The sequence below is a fragment of the Sphingomonas phyllosphaerae genome, from assembly GCF_036946485.1.
Lineage (GTDB): Bacteria > Pseudomonadota > Alphaproteobacteria > Sphingomonadales > Sphingomonadaceae > Sphingomonas > Sphingomonas phyllosphaerae_E.
In genome coordinates, this window is record NZ_JAQIJA010000005.1 from 1408457 (window position 1) to 1425450 (window position 16994).

Genomic DNA, 16994 nt, shown 5'->3' on the forward strand with positions numbered 1-16994 from the left:
ATGGCCGAAGAGCGCAACCTCGGCGAGGACAGCGGCGCGGCGGCGGCGATCGGCACGCCCGCGCCGACCGGCACCGAAAGCTGGGCCACCGCTGCCGCGAAGGAAGTGAAAGGCCGCGACCTGACGTGGCACACCCCCGAGGGGATCGACGTCAAGCCGCTCTACACCGCCGCCGATGTGGAGGGCTGGGACCCCGGCCTGCCCGGCTTCGCGCCGTTCGCGCGCGGGGTGCGTGCGTCGATGTACGCCGGCCGGCCGTGGACGATCCGCCAATATGCCGGTTTCTCGACCGCCGAGGAATCGAACGCTTTCTACCACCGCAACCTCAAGGCGGGGCAGAAGGGGCTGTCGGTCGCGTTCGATCTCGCCACGCATCGCGGCTATGACAGCGACCATCCGCGCGTCACCGGCGACGTCGGCAAGGCCGGGGTGGCGATCGACACCGTGGAGGACATGAAGATCCTGTTCGACGGCATCCCGCTCGATCAGATGTCGGTCAGCATGACGATGAACGGCGCGGTGATCCCGATCCTCGCTTTCTTCATCGTCGCGGGCGAGGAACAGGGCGTCGAGCGTAAGTTGCTCGACGGGACCATCCAGAACGACATCCTCAAGGAGTTCATGGTCCGCAACACCTATATCTACCCGCCCGAACCGTCGATGCGGATCATTTCCGACATCTTCGCTTATACCTCGGCGGAGATGCCCAAGTTCAATAGCATCTCGATCTCCGGCTATCACATGCAGGAGGCCGGGGCGACGCAGGTACAGGAGCTGGCCTTCACCATCGCCGATGGCATGGAATATGTGAAATACGGTGTCGCGTCCGGGCTCGACATCGACAAATTCGCCGGGCGGCTGAGCTTCTTCTTCGCGATCGGCATGAACTTCTTCATGGAGATCGCCAAGCTGCGCGCCGCCCGCGTGCTGTGGCATCGGGTAATGACCCAGCTCGGCGCGAAGGACGAACGCAGCAAGATGCTGCGCACGCATTGCCAGACCAGCGGCGTCTCGCTGACCGAGCAGGACCCGTACAACAACGTCATGCGCACGACGATCGAGGCGATGGCGGCGATGCTCGGCGGCACGCAGTCGCTCCACACCAATGCGCTCGACGAGGCGATCGCGCTGCCGACCGACTTCTCGGCGCGGATCGCGCGCAACACGCAATTGGTGATCCAGGAAGAGACCGGGATGACCAATGTCGTCGATCCGCTCGGCGGCAGCTATTATGTCGAGGCGCTGACCAAGCGGCTGGTCGACGACGCCTGGGCGATCATCGAGCGTGTCGAACGCGAGGGCGGGATGGCCAGGGCGGTCGCGGCGGGCTGGCCCAAGGCGATGATCGAGGAGGCGAGCGCCGCCCGCGCCGCGCGCGTCGATCGCGGCGAGGACGTGATCGTCGGGGTCAACAAGTACCGAAAGGACAATGAGGATCCGGTCGAGATTCTCGCGATCGACAATCATGCGGTGCGCGACGCGCAGGTCCGCCGCATCCGGCAGGTCAAGACGGCCCGCGACGACGCGGCGGCGCGCGCCGCGCTCGATGCCTTGCGCGATGGCGCGCGCGGCGACGCCAACCTGCTCGCGCTCGCGGTCGAGTGCGCGCGCGCGCGCGCCACGCTCGGCGAGATTTCCTCGGCGATGGAGGATGTCTTCGGCCGCTACGGCACGCAGCCGACGCCGGTGAAGGGCGTCTATGGCGGGGCCTATGTCGACGACGCGCGCTGGGCGCGGCTGGAGGACGGCGTCGCCGCGACCGAGCGCCGGCTCGGTCGCAAACCGCGGATGCTGGTCGCCAAGATGGGGCAGGACGGGCACGACCGCGGCGCCAATCTGGTCAGCAGCATGTTCGGCGATCTCGGGTTCGAGATCGTGCCCGGACCGCTGTTCCAGACCCCGGAGGAGGCGGCGGTGCTGGCGCTGGCCAAGGACGTCGACATCGTCGGCGCGTCGAGCCTCGCGGCCGGGCACAAGACGCTGATCCCCGAGCTGATCGGCCATCTGCGCGACGCCGGGCGGGCGGACATCAAGGTGATCGCGGGCGGGGTGATCCCCGCGCAGGACTATCAGGCGCTGTTCGACGCCGGCGTGCAGGCGATCTTCGGGCCGGGGACCAACCTCATCACCGCGGCGGAAGAAGTGTTACGACTGCTCGGCCACAACATGCCCCCGCAGGGAGAAGCGGCGTGATGACGTTGTTCCGCCCTCACCCCATCTTCTCCCGTCACCCCGGCGAAGGCCGGGGTCCAGTAGCGGGCGGCCCGCGAAATGCGGCAAGGTCCCCCATCTGGACCCCGGCCTTCGCCGGGGTGACGGGGATGGTGTCGGTGTTTGCGATGGCCCTGCTTTCCACCCCCGCCACCGCCCAGACGCAGGCGGACATGAACGCGCAGGCCGCCGCCAGCTACAAGACCGCCGACGCGGCGATGAACGCGCAATGGCCGCGCACCTATGCCGCGATGAAGCGCCGCGACGCCACCGCGCGTGACGGCTTCGGCTATGCCGCGGCGACGCTCGCCAGCCAGCGCGCCTGGCTGACGTTCCGCGACAAACAGTGCACGATCGAAGGCGGCGAGTTCGCCGGTGGCTTGCTCCAGCCGATGGCACGCTTGCAGTGTCTGGCGCGGCTGACCAAGGAGCGCACCACGCAATTGAAGGACCTGATGTGGCAACGCTGACCGAGACGACGACCCGCAACGACTGGACGCGCGAGGAGATCGCCGACCTGTTCGACCTGCCGTTCGACGAATTGATGTACCGCGCGCAGACCGTCCACCGCGCGCATCACGCGCCGTCGGAGGTGCAGCTCTGCACGCTCCTGTCGATCAAGACCGGCGGCTGCCCGGAGGATTGCGGCTATTGCTCGCAGTCGGTCGCGGCGGAGAGCGGGGTTAAGGCGACCAAGCTGATGGACGTGCAGGCCGTGCTCCAGCGCGCCGCCGAGGCGAAGGACGCCGGCTCGCAGCGTTTCTGCATGGGCGCGGCGTGGCGCAACCCCAAGGACCGCGACATGAACGCGATCATCCAGATGATCGAGGGGGTGCGCGGCATGGGGATGGAAACCTGCATGACGCTGGGGATGCTGACGCCGGAACAGGCGCAGCGGCTGGGTGAGGCAGGGCTCGATTACTACAACCACAATATCGACACCTCGCCCGAGCGTTACGGCGACGTCATCACCACGCGCACCTTCGGCGAGCGGCTGGATACGCTCGAGAACGTCCGCTCGGCGGGGATCAACGTCTGCTGCGGCGGCATCGTCGGGATGGGCGAGACGAGGCAAGACCGCGTCGGCTTCGTCCACGCGCTCGCGACGCTGCCTCGCCACCCGGAGAGCGTGCCGGTCAACGCGCTGGTGCCGGTCAAGGGCACGGTGCTCGGCGACATGCTCGCCGACACGCCGCTCGCGAAGATCGACGACATCGAATTCGTCCGCACCGTCGCGGTCGCGCGGATCACGATGCCGCTCAGCATGGTGCGGCTTTCGGCCGGGCGCGAGAGCATGGGCGAGGCGACGCAGGCCCTGTGCTTCATGGCGGGTGCGAACTCGATCTTCACCGGCGACAAATTGCTGACCGCCGGCAACCGCGGCGACAGCGCCGACGCGGCGCTGTTCGCGAAGCTGGGCGTGCGTCCGATGGAAGCGCCCGAACCGATGCGCGTGTGCGAGGCGGCGGAGTGAACCACCGTCGCCCCTGCGCAGGCAGGGGCCCATGTCTGTGCCGTCATCCGGTGCCGGCTGACACAGGCACGTCGCTTCTGTGTCAAACCGCCCGCTTCATTCGACAGACATAGGCCCCTGCGCAGGCAGGGGCGACGAAGAACGAAAACAGGAGAGGCCGTTGTTCAAGAAGATCCTGGTCGCCAACCGCGGCGAGATCGCGTGCCGGGTGTTCCGCACCGCCAAGAAGATGGGCATCGCCACCGTCGCGGTCTATTCGGACGCCGACGCGCGCAGCCCGCACGTGCTGATGGCGGACGAGGCGGTGCGGCTCGGGCCGGCCCCGGCGGCGGACAGCTATCTCAAGGCCGAGCTGATCCTGCTCGCCGCCAAGGAAACCGGCGCGGACTGCATCCACCCCGGCTACGGCTTCCTCTCCGAACGCGAGAGCTTCGCGCGCGCTTGCGCCGAAGCCGGGATCGCCTTCGTCGGCCCGCCGCCGAACGCGATCGCCGCGATGGGCGACAAGATCGAATCGAAGAAGCTCGCCAAGGCGGCGGGGGTCAACGTCGTCCCCGGCTATCTCGGCGAGATCGCTGACACCGACGAGGCGGTGCGGATCGCCGCGGAGATCGGCTTCCCGGTGATGATGAAGGCCAGCGCGGGCGGCGGCGGCAAGGGGATGCGGCTGGCGTGGTCCGAACAGGACGTTCGCGACGGCTTCGAGGCGACCAAGCGGGAAGGGCTGGCGAGCTTCGGCGACGACCGCGTGTTCATCGAGAAGTTCATCGAGAGCCCGCGCCACATCGAGATCCAGCTGCTCGGCGACCAGCACAGCAACATCGTCTACCTCAACGAACGCGAATGCTCGATCCAGCGCCGTCACCAGAAGGTGGTCGAGGAAGCGCCATCGCCGTTCGTGACCCCGCAGATGCGCCGCGCGATGGGCGAGCAGGCGGTCGCGCTTGCGCGCGCGGTCGGTTATTACAGCGCGGGCACGGTCGAGCTGATCGTCTCCGGGGCGGACACGACCGGCGAGAGCTTCTACTTTCTCGAAATGAACACCCGGCTGCAGGTCGAGCATCCGGTGACCGAGGAGATCACCGGGCTCGATCTGGTCGAACAGATGATCCGCGTCGCCGCGGGTGAGCGGCTGTCGTTCGGGCAGGACGATGTGCGGCTCGACGGCTGGTCGATCGAAAATCGCGTCTACGCCGAAGACCCGTATCGTGGCTTTCTGCCCAGCATCGGCCGGCTGGTCCGCTATGCGCCGCCAAGCCCCTCCCCCTCGGGGGAGGGGTTGGGGTGGGGCCTGTCCGCGAATGCCGGTCTCGGTGAGACGTCCCCCACCCCCAACCCCTCCCCTGAAGGGGAGGGGCTTGCCCGCATCCGCGTCGACGATGGCGTTGCCGAAGGCGGCGAGGTCAGCATGTTCTACGACCCGATGATCGCCAAGCTGGTGACCTGGGCCCCGACCCGCGAGGCGGCGATCGACGCGCAGGTCGCCGCGCTCGACGCGTTCACGATCGAGGGGCCGGGCACCAACCTCCACTTCCTGTCGGCGCTGATGCAGCACCCGCGCTTCCGCGCGGGCGAGATCACCACCGGCTTCATCGCCGAGGAATATCCTGACGGCTTCCACGGCGCGCCCGCCACGCCGGCGCTCAAGACGACGCTTGCCGCGGTCGGCGCGGTCGCGGCGCACGCGCAGGTGACCCGCGCGCGGCTGGTCGACGGGCAACTCGGTCACGTCCTGACGGCGCCCGCCGACTGGGTCGCTCGCGTCGACGGCCACGATCATCAGGTGACGATCCGCGATGGCCACGTGACGGTCGACGGCACCCCGCTCGACGCGACGATCGGATACACCCCCGGCGCACGCATCGCGCAGGTCGACGGCGACGATCCGCTGACCGTCGCGATCGCCAAGGGTCGCGACGGCTTCACGCTCACCGCGCGCGGCGCGTCCCACAAGGTCCGCGTCCTCCCCGCGCATGTCGCGCCCTATGCCGCGCACCTGATCGAGAAGGTCCCGCCCGACCTGTCGAAGTTCCTGATCGCGCCAATGCCGGGGCTGCTCGTCCGCCTCGACGTGGCGGCCGGCGACCGGGTCGAGGCCGGGCAGGCGCTGGCGGTGGTCGAGGCGATGAAGATGGAGAACATCCTCCGCGCCGAAAAGTCCGGCACCGTGGCTTCGGTGCAGGCGCAGGCAGGCGACAGTCTCGCGGTCGATCAGGTCATTCTCGAGCTGGAATGATGCCGCCGCGACATATCGCGACATATTAGCGCTGGACGCGCGCCTTATGCGTGCGTCATGCACGACGACATGAGGCGCGTTCTTCTCTGCACGACGATGGCGCTGGCGATGGCCGGCTGCACCGTCGGCCCCGATTATCGTCCGCCCGCCGCCACCGAGCTGGCGGTGCCCGCCGGCTATTCGGTGCGCGCCGCGCCGACGCCCGAGGATCTGACGCGCTGGTGGCAGCGGTTCGACGATCCGGTGCTCGGGCAATTGGTCGAGCAGGCGTCGGCCGCGAACACCGATGTCGCGCAGGCGGTGGCGCGGCTGCGGCAGGCGCGCGAGGCGCTGGTGCAGAGCCGCGCCGACCTGCTCCCGACGCTCAGCGGCAACACCGGCTACAGTCGGTCAGAGACGCTGCGCGGCGGCGGCCAGACGATCACGCTCCCCGACGGCACGGTCCAGAACATTGGCGGTGGTGGCGGCGCGAACAATTTCTCGATCGGCGGCAGCGCCTCCTACCAGCTCGGGCTGTTCGGCGAGGTGCGCCGCACGATCGAGGCGAGCCGCGCGCAATATGAGGCGTCGGGGTTCGACTACGCCGCCGCGCTGCTGACCGTCCAGCAGGAGACCGCGCGCAACTACATCCTCGCGCGCCTCTACCAGCAGCAGCTCGCCAACGCCCGCGCCAGCCTGGCGTTGCAGGAGGACAACCTCGAGATCGCGGGCTTCCGCCTTCAGGCCGGGCTCGTCTCGTCGCTCGATCAGGAACAGGCGCGGCAGCAGCGCGCGCAGACCGCCGCGACGATCCCGACGCTCGAACAGCAATATAACGCCGCCGTCTCGCGGCTCGGCGTGCTCACCGCGCAGGCGCCCGGCGCGCTCAAGCCGTTGCTGGCCGAGGTGCGCGCGATCCCGACCGGCACGCCACCCGCCGGGATCGGCATCCCCGCCGATGTTCTGCGCCAGCGCCCCGACGTGCGCGCCGCCGAGCGCGCGCTCGCCGCCGCCACCGCGCAGATCGGCGTCGCACAGGCCGCGCTCTATCCGAACTTCACATTCAGCGGGAACATCAACGCGCGCGCCAACACCATCGGCACGCTGCTCGACACTGTCACCGGCGGCTTGTTCGCGGGGCTGACGCAGGCGATCTTCAACGGCGGGCGGCTGCGCAGTCAGGTGCGCGGGCAGGAGGCCGCCGCCGACGCCGCGCTCGCCGCCTACAAGGGCACCGTCCTGACCGCGCTGGAGGATGTCGAGAATGCCGTCGTCGCGCTCGACACCGCCGACCGCCGCGAGCGCGAGCTGGCGGTCGCCTATGAGGCCGCTGGCAACGCCGCCTTGCTGTCGCGCGAACAATATCGCAGCGGGCTGAGCGACTTCACGACGCTCAGCCAGCAGGAGGCGACGCTGCTCACCACCCGCAACAGCGCGGCGCAGGCGCGCGCCGACGAGGCGACCGCGCTGGTCCAGCTCTTCGCCGCGCTCGGCGGCGGCTGGGACAGTACGACCGTGCCGACCGCCCCGCCGCGCGTCGCCCCCGCGCCGACGCTCGCCCAACCCGCCCCGACGCCAGCCCCTACGGACGGAAATCCCTGATGGCCGACCCCAATCTCGACGATTTCCTCGGTGTGAAGCCGCAGCCGGCGTGGCGGCGCTGGGGCAAATGGCTGCTGGTGCTCGCCGCCATCGTGCTGGTCGGGCTGCTGCTGTCGCGCTGCGTGTTCGGCGATCCCGACAAGGTCGATTACGCGACCACGCCGGTCACGCGCGGGCGGCTGACCGTCTCGGTCTCCGCGACCGGCAAGCTCGCGCCGACCAATCAGGTCACGGTCGGCTCGCAACTGTCGGGGCTCGTCACCAAGGTGGTGGTCGACGTCAACGACCGCGTCGCCGCCGGCCAGCCGCTCGCGCTGATCGACCCCGAACAGATCGACGACCAGATCAACGCCGCCAAGGCGACGCTCGCCGCCAATGAGGCGCAGGTCGCGCAGGCGCGCGCGACGCTGGCCGAATCGCAGGCGCAGCTCGCGCGGCTCAACGAGGTCTACCGGCTGTCGAAGGGTCGCGTGCCGTCGAAGACCGAGCTTCAGACCGGGCAGGCCGATGCGCAGCGCGCCCGCGCCGCGCTCAACGTCGCCGAGGCGAACGTCACCGCCGCGCGCGCGCAATTGTCGCAGCAGCAGACGCAGCGCGCGCGTGCGATCATCCGCTCGCCGGTCAACGGCGTGGTGCTCGCCCGGCAGGTCGATCCCGGCCAGACCGTCGCGGCGTCGTTCAACACCCCGACCTTGTTCGTCATCGCCGAGGACCTGACGCGCATGAAGCTGGAGGTGGCGATCGACGAGGCCGACGTCGGCGAGGTGCGGGTCGGGCAGAAGGCGACCTTCACCGTCGACGCCTTCCCCGGCAAGACCTTCCCGGCGGCGATCACCCGCGTCGATCTCGGCTCGAACCTGACCGTCAGCAACGCGACCTCCTCGTCGTCGAGCAGCACCGGCACCACCAGCACGACCGGGCAGGTGGTGTCCTATGCCGCCGACCTGACCGTCGCCAACCCGACGTTGCAGCTGCGGCCCGGCATGACCGCGACCGCCGACATCGTCACCGCCGACCGCCAGAACGTGCTGCTCGTCCCCAACGCCGCCTTCCGCTTCAAGCCGAGCGCGAGCGGCGGCAAGCGCGGCGGGATCACCGGCACGATCCTCGCCGGGCCGCCGCGCCGCAACGCCGCGCAACGCAGCGCCACGCTCGGGCGTGGCGCGACGCAGACCGTCTACGTCAAGGGCGCGGACGGCACGCCGCAGCCGGTGCAGGTGACCACCGGCGACACCAACGGCACGCTGACCGAGGTGACCGCTGGCGCGCTCCAGCCGGGGCAGCAGGTCATCACCGGGCAGCTCGCGGCGGGCGAGAGCGCGGGCGGTGCTGGTGGCGCGGCGAAGGGTGGCCGGTCGCGTGGCCAGTGAGGCCGCGCCCCTGATCGCGTTGCGCGACGTGACCAAGGTCTATGGTCAGGGCGCGACGCAGTTTCAGGCGCTCAAGGGCGTCGACCTCGATATCGCGGCGGGCGATTTCGTCGCGGTGATGGGGCCGTCGGGGTCGGGCAAGTCGACGACGATGAACATCCTCGGCTGCCTCGACGTGCCCTCGGCCGGGACGTTCCTGTTCCGCGGGCATCATGTCGAGACGCTCGACCGCGACGAGCGCGCCTTGCTCCGCCGCCGCTACCTCGGCTTCGTCTTTCAGGGCTTCAACCTGCTCAGCCGCACCACCGCGCTCGAGAATGTCGAACTGCCGCTCCTCTATCGCGGCGACCAGAAGCGCGCGCGCCGTGCGACCGCGATGGCGGCGCTCGAGAAGGTCGGGCTCGACCGCTGGTGGGATCACACCCCCGCCGAACTGTCGGGCGGCCAGCAGCAGCGCGTCGCGATCGCGCGCGCGATCGTCACCCGCCCCGACGTGCTGCTCGCCGACGAGCCAACCGGCAATCTCGATTCGGAGCGCTCGGTCGAGATCATGGAATTGCTGACCGACCTCAATCGCGAGAGTGGGATCACCGTCCTGATGGTCACCCACGAACCCGACATGGCCGCCTTCGCGCGCACCGTCGTCCACTTCAAGGACGGTCTGGTCGAGCGGATCGAGACGCAGCACGCGCAGGGGGAGAAGGTGTCGTGAACCTCCTGCCTTCCCCCTCCCGTCGTCCCGGACTTGATCCGGGACCCCGCTTCTTCTGTTTCGCGCCGGCAGGAGCGGGGCCCCGGATCAAGTCCGGGGCGACGAAGTTGGTGGACCGCGGCGTTCCTTCATCAAAGCTGACCCGGCATTCGCCTCCGCCGCTCGCAATGACGGGGCGATAACATGTTCGGCACCACGCTCCTCCTCGCGCTGCGCTCGATCCGCCGCCACATCCTGCGCTCGTTCCTGACGATCCTCGGGATCGTCATCGGCGTCGGCGCGGTGGTGACGATGGTGACGCTCGGCAAGGCGACCACCGCCGCGGTGCAGTCGCAGATCGCCGCGCTCGGCACCAACATCCTCCAGATCCGTCCCGGTCAGGGCTTCGGCCGTGGCGGCGGCGGGCCGCGTCCGCCCGACTTCACGCCGGAGGACGTCACCGCGATCGCAACACAGATCGCCGGCGTCACCGCGGTCGCTCCGCAGGCGCAGGCCAGCGCGACCGCGATCTACGAAGGCGCGAACTGGTCGACGACGATCAACGGCACCACCGCCGCCTATTTCCAGGTCCAGCCATGGCCGCTCGCCAGCGGGCGCTACTGGACCACGCCCGAGGAACAGGCGGGCAAGGCGGTGTGCATCATCGGCAATACCGTCCGCCAGAACCTGTTCCGCGGCGGTGAGGCGGTCGGCGAGCGCTTCCGGCTCGGCGACGTCAGCTGCGACGTGATCGGGACGCTCAGCACGCGCGGGCAGGCCGGGTTCGGCGGCGATCAGGACGACGTCGTCATCATGCCGATCAAGGCGGTGCAGCGCCGCTTCACCGGCAGCCGCGACATCCGGCTGATGCTGGTCGGCGTCGACCAGCGCTACCAGACCGCCGGGGTGCAGTCCGCGATCACCGACCTGCTGCGCGAGCGCCGCACGATCACCGACGGGCGCGAGGACAATTTCAACATCTTCGACACCAAGCAGATCAGCGACACGCTGACCGGCACCACCACCGCGCTGACGCGGATCGTCGCGGCGGTGGCGGCGATCAGCCTGGTGGTCGGCGGGATCGGGATCATGAACATCATGCTGGTCAGCGTCACCGAACGCACGCGCGAGATCGGCATACGGCTCGCGATCGGCGCGGTCGCCAACGAGGTGCTGCTGCAATTCCTCGTCGAGGCGGTGGTGCTGTCATGCCTCGGCGGGCTGATCGGGCTGGTGATCGCGCAGGCGGTGATCGCCGGGCTGACCCCGCTGCTCGACGTGCCGTGGACCTTCGACCCGCAGATCAACATGATCGCGTTCGCGATCTCGGCAGTGATCGGCGTCGTCTTCGGCTACTTCCCGGCGCGCCGCGCCGCGGCGCTCAACCCGATCGACGCGCTCCGCCACGAGTGAAGCCCTTCCCTGAAGGGGATCGTTGCAAAACTGGTAGGGCAGGGATCGTGGAATGTTGGGCGGGCGTGGCATTTGCAAGGCATGAATCGACCGTCACCGCGCCTTTGTCGATGGCGATCTATGCCGGCTTCAGACGATGCGCAGTGCGATGATCATGTTGTAGGCGAGGGCGATGAGGATGCTTTCGTGGCGGTTTTCGAAGCGCCGCTGTAGCGGACGTGGTCAAAGCCTCGCGATCGTTTGAGGGTGGCAAATCCCCCTCGACATGGGCGCGGATCCGCGCGATCAGGCGGTTGTGGTGCCGCTGCCAGCGGGTCAGCGGCGAGTCGCCACCCCGGACTTGTGCATGATCCGGCTTGATGCCCTGCTCGCGCAAGCACCGGCGGCAAGCGCGTTTCGCATAGGCCTTGTCCGCATAGACCACTGCTTTGTCACCGCAGACCAGATCGGCGGCAGGCACCGTATCGTTGACGTTGGCCGGCGTCAGCGCCATCGGCGGATCAGCCGGCTGCCATGATCCACCCCGACATGCAGCTTGTAGCCGTAATGCCCGCCCGGCCGCCGGCCCTCGCGACGTTTGGCCGCTCCGTCCTCGACCGGCACGCGACGACCATCGCCCGATCCGGGGCGGAACGGCTTTGTCACCAGCGATGCATCGATCATCGTGCCACGCTTCAGGATCAGCCCGCGTCATTGCAGTTGCTGCTCGATGGCCGCGAACAGCGCCTCGCCCAGTCCGAGCTGCGTCAGCCAGTTGCGAAACCGGCAGCTGGTGCTGCGGTCCGGCGGCTTACCCTATAGCGACAGGTCGACGAAGCGCCGAACGGCACCCGGTCATCCGGCGCTTCCTCCAGCCCCCTGTCCGACAGGTCGTACATTCGCTTTACCAACAATTCCTTGATCAACAACGGCGGGCAACCGGCGCGCGCGGGCCGTACTGCCAACGACAGTCCGTCCAGCGGATTCAATCGACCTCACGCTCCAACCGCTCCAGCCACACGTTCCGCCCTAAGCGCAGCGATACTAACCCAGCGGCCGAGCAACCCTGGTCCATCGAACCATCCCTTCGATGATCTCTATGAGCCAGCCCCTCGGTTCTTTTGCAACGACCCCTTTATGGGGAGGGGCTTCCCCCGCTTCACCCCTCAATCTGATTCCCGCCGTGGCTGGAGGCCAGCGCGGCATTGGCGCGGGCGGCGATCAGCGAGCTTTCCTGCCCGCCCGCCGCGCCGGTCGCGATCCCGGCGGAGGCGGTGACGGTGCCGATCGGCTCGCCCGAGCCGCGCAGCCGCAGCCGGCGCGCCGCGAACGACTCCAGCGCCTGCTCGGTCAGCAGCCGTACCGTGCTGCTCGGCAGGCCGCGGGTGATGAAGACGAATTCGTTGCCGCTCCAGCGGATCAGCTCCTCCTCCGCGAACGTCTGTTGCAGCGTTGCCGCAAAGGCGTTGAGGATGTTGTCGCCCACCGCGCGGCCGTAGCGATCGTTGATCGCTTCCAGCGCGTCGACGCTGAACGCGACCACGACATGCTGCTCGCCGCCCGCGCCCGCGCGCGCCATCACGTCGCGCGCGCCGCTGCGATTGAGCGCCTGCGTCAGATTGTCGCGATCCTCGCTCTCCGGCGGCGGGGCGGGGACGATATTGTCGCGGAGCTGGACTACCTCGCTGCGCAGCGCCGCCAGCTCGCGCTCGGCATCGGACAGGCGATCGATGAAATCGGTGGCGGCGGCGGGCAGCGCGGCACTCTGACCGCCGCCCGCCTGTTCGACCATCGCGCCCATGTCGCGGCCGAGCGCCTCGGTCAGATGATGCGCGTCGCTGGTCAGCGTGCCGAGTTCCTGCGCCTGACGCATTACGGTGCGCTCGCGGCGGTCGAGCGTCTGTTCGCGCGGCGGCGAGAGATAGCGTTCGACAAGCGACTGGACGATCGCCGTGGTCAGGCGCAGCCCACCATCGGTCTGTACCGCCACCGCTTCGGACAGTTTCGAGCCGGGGGCGCCGATCACCGCCAGCGCGAATTCGTAATGCGATGGCGAGGGATCGAGCTGATGCAGTTCGAGGAAGTTGAGCGCGCGGCGCGCGCGGTCGAACGATGTCCTCATCACCCCTTCTTCCGCTGCCGTCGCTTCAGCCCTCTATTCGGCAACGTGATTAAAACCGCGTAAATGCGGCGCGCGATCACACCGGCGCGGCGTCGGCGCCCGCGCCGTAGTGATGCCAGGTGAAGATCGCCGCCGCGCCGCGATAGGGTCGCCACGGCTCGGCCAGCGCGCGGGTCAGCTTTTCGCTGGGGCGTTCGGGGTGGCCGAGGATGCGCCCGGTCTCGATCTGCACCGCCAGATCGCCCGCCGGCCAGATGTCCGGGCGGCCTTCCGCGAACAGCAGATACACCTCCGCCGACCAGCGCCCGATCCCCTTCACGCGGACGAGCTGCGCGATCGCTTCCTCATCGTCGGCGGGCAGGTTGCCGAGATCGAGCCGCCCGCTCAGCACTTCGTCGGCAAGGCTGCGGGCATAGCCGGTCTTCTGGCGCGAGAAACCGCAGGCGCGGAGCATGTCGTCGTCCAGCTTCGCCACCACCGCCGGATCGGTGGGGTCGCCCAGCGCCTCCAGCTTGCGCCACACCGCGTCGGCGGCCTTCACGCTCACCTGTTGCCCGACGATCGTGCGCAGCAACGTGGCATAGCCGCGCGCGCGGATCCGCGGGGCCGGGTAGCCGACCCGCTCCAGCGCGGCGGCGAAGGCGGGCTCGCGCGCGGCGAGCGCGTCGAGCCCGGCGTTGAGGTCGGCGGCGCTCAGCCCCATTGCGCGGGCCATGGCTTGCCGCCATGGGCGGGGCGATTATCGGTGGAGTTCATATGGCCAAGCTTATCGTCGAGACCCGCAACGGGGAAGAACGCGAACTCGAGGGGCAGGCGGGTTTTTCGGTGATGGAGGTGATCCGCGACGGCGGGATCGACGAGGTGCTGGCGCTGTGCGGCGGCTGTTGCAGCTGCGCGACCTGCCACGTCCATGTCGATCCGGCGTTCGCCGACAAGCTGCCGCCGATGAGCGAGGACGAAAACGACCTGCTCGACGCGGCGGCGGACCGCGACGCGACCTCGCGGCTGTCGTGCCAGATCGAGTTCGGCCCGGCGCTCGACGGCCTGCGCGTGCGGATCGCCGCGGAGGATTGAGCGCACCACCGTCATCCCCGCCTGCGCGGGGATGACGGCGGACGTCAGCGCACCGTCACCGCGTAAAGCGCGATCGCGGCGGCGTTCGAGACGTTGAGACTCTCGACCTTGGCCGAGATCGGCAGCTTCGCCAGTTCGTCGCAATGCGTCTCGGTGTTCTGGCGCATCCCTTCGCCCTCCGCGCCCAGCACGATCGCGATGCGGCGGCTGGGGCCGATGTCGGCGAGCGATTGCGGCAGGGTCTGCGTCGCATGGCCGGTCAGCCCGATCCGCCAACTGCCCGCCTCGGCCATTTCCTCCAGCGCGCGGGCGAGATTGACGACACGCACCCACGGCACCGTCTCCAGCGCGCCGCTTGCCGCGCGCGCCAGCGCCCCCGATTCGGGCGGCGCGTGGCGGTCCTGCGTGACGATGCCGAGCGCGTCGAACGCCGCTGCCGAGCGCAGGATCGCGCCGACATTGTGCGGATCGGTCACCTGATCCAGCACCACCAGCGGGCGCGGGCGCTCGGGATCGTCGGTGCTGCCCTGTTCGAGCAGGTCGCCCAGCCACACGTCCTCGAGCGGATCGACCTCCGCCACCAATCCCTGGTGCGGCGCGTCCGACGGCACCAGCCGGCCGAGATCGGCGGCATCGGCATAGACGACCGGTAGCACCGGCGGCAGGTTCAGCGACGACAGCGCCTCGCGCGTGCCCCAGATCTTGCGCACCGTCCGCTCGGGATTGGCGAGCGCGGCGGTGACCGCGTGGCGGCCCCACAGGCGGGGACGGTTGCCCTGCGTCTGGCTCGGGCGATGACCGCGGCGCGCCATCAGCGGCGACCCGTGCAGGGAGGGACGGCAGTGGATGAAAGGCGCATGACGGGTCGGGTCCGTGATTGTCGATGAAGGTGCGAGCGGGCGCGGACGCTATGCGCGGCGGCGGCGCGGTGCAACCATTCAGCAAATTGTTGCGGCATCGCGACACAGGCGTTGACAGGCCGCCGATGCGCGGGCATTGGGCGCCCTCGCTTTGACAGCGCCGCTCGTGGAAGGGTGGCCGAGTGGTTAAAGGCAGCAGACTGTAAATCTGCCCACGCAAGTGTACGCTGGTTCGAATCCAGCCCCTTCCACCATCCGCAGCCCGGCGATCGCATTCGTCCGGCTCGCCGCCGCCGCAGTCCTCGCTCAATAATCTGACAATTGTGCAAAACGGCTCCCCGGCCGGTTTTTGCTTACAGCTTCGCCGTGATCGGCGGCGTCGCGCTTGGCGTCGGTCACCCTCTTGGTTAATGCGAGCGACGGGGCGGGCGGACTTATTCCGTCACAAACCAGTAACATACAGAGTCGTGTCAACAACGGGTTCCTGTCGCATGTCGCTCGACATGCGGCCCTGGCGTCATGCAACTTATTTCGGGGAAAAGAACATGCGTAAGATCTTGTGGGCAGCCGCCGCGCTGTCGTCGCTTGTTGCCGCCACGCCGGCCTTTGCCGTCGGCGGGCTGAGCTTCATCATCGACGGTGATACGTTCAGCCAGCCGTACAGCATCACCAACACGTCGACCGCCGGCGAAAAGGTCGTCAGCTTCGGCTTCGACCTGTCCAGCACCAACTTCGTCTTCGACACGAAGACCGGCGGCGTGCCGAACTCCTCGGTCGGGGTGCCGTTCACGCCGCGCAACAACACCGATACGCTGACCGGGCTCGTGAAGCCGGTGACGGTCGCCGATGGGGCGACCTTCTTCCAGATCGACTTCACCAACTTCACCGTCGGCAAGACCTTCTCGTGGGACATCGACGTCGATTCGTCGAAGTCGAACGGGAACGTCACGGTCTATGGTAATGAGCTGATCGGCGCGAAGGCGTTCGTCGACTTCAGCAACGACCTGCGCGCCAATGGCGTCCTGCAGGCGGTCAGCGGCAAGCCGCGCGCGTCGGCGTTCAGCGTCGTGACGGTCACGCCGACCCCGGCGGTGCCGGAACCGGCCACCTGGGCGATGATGATCCTGGGCTTCGGCGTGGTCGGCTATGCGCTGCGTCGGCGCGCCGTCGCGCTGCCGCAGGTCGCCTGAACCCAGCCCCGCACCCCTGTCGGCATCACGGGGGCCGGCGGGGGTGGACGTCGGTGAGGGTCGAAAAACGGAGATGGGCGCACCGGTCGGCGCGCCCATCCTTTCTTCATGCCTGAATCGGCGCGGGATCAGACGAGGCTGACGCGCGCGGCGCGACGCTGGCGACGCAGCGCGACGCCCACCACGCCGATGCCGACGATCATCATCGCCCAGGTCGAGGGTTCGGGCACGGCTGGCGCCGCGGTCACCTTCAGCGACTTCAACTGCATGTAGTCATAGCCGCCATAGGCCAGCAACGTGAAGGTCCGCGCTGCCGACGGCCCGTTCTTGGTCGCGTCCGCCTTCGCGAGCGGGGTGAAGGTGAGATCGCCGGCGAGCGCGCCGCTATCGGGCTGACCGAAGTCGTGGGTGGCATCGACCCGCTGCCCGACCAGTTCCTTGCCGAGATCGAGCGTCGTCGGAAGGTAGAACTCCAGATCGATGAAGTCGGCGGTCGTGAAGGTGCCGTTGCCCCATTTCGCACCGCTCACCGTCAGGACGAGGTTGCTGACCGCGGACCATTTCGCGCGGGTCAGGGGCGTGCTTCCGGCATTCAGGCGCGCCAGTTCGGCGTCGTCGATGTCGAAGGAACCAGTTGCCGTTGCGTTGCTGAGCAGGATGCCCTGATAAACGAAGTCCAGCGTGGCGGCCTGCGCCGACGCGCCGGCCAGCGAGAGCGAACAAAAGGCGGCAAGGCCAGCCAGTTTCTTCAAGAACTTCATTGTTGCGATCCTCCTGTTTTGTCCGTCCACCG

The 16994-nt window shown here is 68.7% G+C and carries 16 protein-coding genes and 1 tRNA gene; 11 read left to right on the forward strand and 6 right to left on the reverse strand.

Annotated features, from left to right (window positions below; all coding sequences use genetic code 11):
• From scpA to PGN16_RS15290, 8 genes are all read left to right on the forward strand, one after another.
• The gene (gene scpA / locus PGN16_RS15255) at positions 1–2193 is read left to right on the forward strand and encodes a methylmalonyl-CoA mutase (RefSeq protein ID WP_335310215.1); all 2193 of its coding nucleotides are present in this window, start codon (positions 1–3) and stop codon (positions 2191–2193) included.
• 146 nt (positions 2194–2339) lie between these two features.
• The gene (locus PGN16_RS15260; protein WP_335310216.1) at positions 2340–2681 is read left to right on the forward strand and encodes a lysozyme inhibitor LprI family protein; all 342 of its coding nucleotides are present in this window, start codon (positions 2340–2342) and stop codon (positions 2679–2681) included.
• Positions 2669–3685 carry a biotin synthase BioB gene (gene bioB, locus PGN16_RS15265; RefSeq protein WP_335310217.1) on the forward strand — a complete coding sequence of 339 codons (1017 nt, stop codon included), beginning with the start codon at positions 2669–2671 and terminating at the stop codon, positions 3683–3685. Before PGN16_RS15260 ends, bioB begins: the two co-directional genes overlap by 13 nt.
• Before the next feature lie 160 nt (positions 3686–3845).
• Positions 3846–5921: an acetyl/propionyl/methylcrotonyl-CoA carboxylase subunit alpha gene (locus PGN16_RS15270; RefSeq protein ID WP_335310218.1), complete on the forward strand. Its 2076-nt coding sequence runs from the start codon at positions 3846–3848 to the stop codon at positions 5919–5921.
• 69 nt (positions 5922–5990) lie between these two features.
• On the forward strand, positions 5991–7502 hold the full coding sequence (locus PGN16_RS15275; RefSeq protein WP_335310219.1) for an efflux transporter outer membrane subunit: 1512 nt from the start codon (positions 5991–5993) through the stop codon (positions 7500–7502).
• The gene (locus tag PGN16_RS15280; protein WP_335310220.1) at positions 7502–8872 is read left to right on the forward strand and encodes an efflux RND transporter periplasmic adaptor subunit; all 1371 of its coding nucleotides are present in this window, start codon (positions 7502–7504) and stop codon (positions 8870–8872) included. Before PGN16_RS15275 ends, PGN16_RS15280 begins: the two co-directional genes overlap by 1 nt.
• Entirely contained in the window at positions 8862–9584 is a 723-nt protein-coding gene (locus tag PGN16_RS15285; protein ID WP_335310221.1) for an ABC transporter ATP-binding protein, read from the forward strand. Before PGN16_RS15280 ends, PGN16_RS15285 begins: the two co-directional genes overlap by 11 nt.
• Positions 9585–9767: 183 nt before the next feature.
• On the forward strand, positions 9768–10976 hold the full coding sequence (locus PGN16_RS15290) for an ABC transporter permease (RefSeq protein ID WP_184040228.1): 1209 nt from the start codon (positions 9768–9770) through the stop codon (positions 10974–10976).
• A gap of 118 nt (positions 10977–11094) precedes the next feature.
• Here the strand turns inward: PGN16_RS15290 and PGN16_RS15295 are convergent, their stop codons facing one another.
• The 4 genes from PGN16_RS15295 to PGN16_RS15310 all read right to left on the reverse strand — a co-directional run bounded on the left by PGN16_RS15295 (position 11095) and on the right by PGN16_RS15310 (position 13780).
• Positions 11095–11469 (reverse strand): transposase, encoded by a 375-nt coding sequence (locus PGN16_RS15295; protein WP_335310222.1) that lies wholly within the window; start codon positions 11467–11469, stop codon positions 11095–11097.
• Entirely contained in the window at positions 11460–11639 is a 180-nt protein-coding gene (locus PGN16_RS15300; protein WP_335310223.1) for a hypothetical protein, read from the reverse strand. Before PGN16_RS15300 ends, PGN16_RS15295 begins: the two co-directional genes overlap by 10 nt.
• A 475-nt stretch (positions 11640–12114) precedes the next feature.
• Positions 12115–13077, reverse strand: coding sequence for a GGDEF domain-containing protein (locus tag PGN16_RS15305; RefSeq protein ID WP_335310224.1), 963 nt, complete (start codon positions 13075–13077; stop codon positions 12115–12117).
• A gap of 76 nt (positions 13078–13153) precedes the next feature.
• Positions 13154–13780: a DNA-3-methyladenine glycosylase family protein gene (locus tag PGN16_RS15310; RefSeq protein ID WP_335310361.1), complete on the reverse strand. Its 627-nt coding sequence runs from the start codon at positions 13778–13780 to the stop codon at positions 13154–13156.
• A 53-nt stretch (positions 13781–13833) separates the two neighbouring features.
• Here PGN16_RS15310 and PGN16_RS15315 point away from each other — a divergent pair, with 53 nt between their 5' ends.
• Positions 13834–14151 (forward strand): 2Fe-2S iron-sulfur cluster-binding protein, encoded by a 318-nt coding sequence (locus PGN16_RS15315; protein WP_335310225.1) that lies wholly within the window; start codon positions 13834–13836, stop codon positions 14149–14151.
• A gap of 44 nt (positions 14152–14195) precedes the next feature.
• Here PGN16_RS15315 and PGN16_RS15320 read toward each other — a convergent pair whose 3' ends face one another.
• Positions 14196–14963: a TrmH family RNA methyltransferase gene (locus PGN16_RS15320; protein ID WP_335310226.1), complete on the reverse strand. Its 768-nt coding sequence runs from the start codon at positions 14961–14963 to the stop codon at positions 14196–14198.
• 216 nt (positions 14964–15179) lie between these two features.
• Between PGN16_RS15320 and PGN16_RS15325 the strand changes: the two genes are divergently transcribed.
• Together PGN16_RS15325 and PGN16_RS15330 are read left to right on the forward strand one after the other, a co-directional pair.
• Positions 15180–15265: transfer RNA gene (locus tag PGN16_RS15325), tRNA-Tyr, on the forward strand.
• A 291-nt stretch (positions 15266–15556) separates the two neighbouring features.
• Positions 15557–16201, forward strand: a complete 645-nt coding sequence (locus PGN16_RS15330; RefSeq protein WP_335310227.1) for a PEPxxWA-CTERM sorting domain-containing protein — start codon at positions 15557–15559, stop codon at positions 16199–16201.
• 128 nt (positions 16202–16329) lie between these two features.
• Here PGN16_RS15330 and PGN16_RS15335 read toward each other — a convergent pair whose 3' ends face one another.
• Positions 16330–16962, reverse strand: a complete 633-nt coding sequence (locus tag PGN16_RS15335) for a PEPxxWA-CTERM sorting domain-containing protein (RefSeq protein ID WP_335310228.1) — start codon at positions 16960–16962, stop codon at positions 16330–16332.
• Positions 16963–16994: the final 32 nt, after the last annotated feature.

Coding starts and splice junctions, on each gene's coding strand:
- PGN16_RS15260 (WP_335310216.1), top strand. CDS start 2,340: ATGGCCCTGCTTTCCACCCCCGCCACCGCCCAGACGCAGGCGGACATG.
- scpA (WP_335310215.1), top strand. CDS start 1: ATGGCCGAAGAGCGCAACCTCGGCGAGGACAGCGGCGCGGCGGCGGCG.
- PGN16_RS15305 (WP_335310224.1), bottom strand. CDS start 13,077: ATGAGGACATCGTTCGACCGCGCGCGCCGCGCGCTCAACTTCCTCGAA.
- PGN16_RS15300 (WP_335310223.1), bottom strand. CDS start 11,639: ATGATCGATGCATCGCTGGTGACAAAGCCGTTCCGCCCCGGATCGGGC.
- PGN16_RS15315 (WP_335310225.1), top strand. CDS start 13,834: ATGGCCAAGCTTATCGTCGAGACCCGCAACGGGGAAGAACGCGAACTC.
- PGN16_RS15295 (WP_335310222.1), bottom strand. CDS start 11,469: ATGGCGCTGACGCCGGCCAACGTCAACGATACGGTGCCTGCCGCCGAT.
- PGN16_RS15330 (WP_335310227.1), top strand. CDS start 15,557: ATGCGTAAGATCTTGTGGGCAGCCGCCGCGCTGTCGTCGCTTGTTGCC.
- PGN16_RS15290 (WP_184040228.1), top strand. CDS start 9,768: ATGTTCGGCACCACGCTCCTCCTCGCGCTGCGCTCGATCCGCCGCCAC.
- PGN16_RS15335 (WP_335310228.1), bottom strand. CDS start 16,962: ATGAAGTTCTTGAAGAAACTGGCTGGCCTTGCCGCCTTTTGTTCGCTC.
- PGN16_RS15320 (WP_335310226.1), bottom strand. CDS start 14,963: ATGGCGCGCCGCGGTCATCGCCCGAGCCAGACGCAGGGCAACCGTCCC.
- PGN16_RS15310 (WP_335310361.1), bottom strand. CDS start 13,780: ATGGGGCTGAGCGCCGCCGACCTCAACGCCGGGCTCGACGCGCTCGCC.
- PGN16_RS15275 (WP_335310219.1), top strand. CDS start 5,991: ATGAGGCGCGTTCTTCTCTGCACGACGATGGCGCTGGCGATGGCCGGC.
- PGN16_RS15280 (WP_335310220.1), top strand. CDS start 7,502: ATGGCCGACCCCAATCTCGACGATTTCCTCGGTGTGAAGCCGCAGCCG.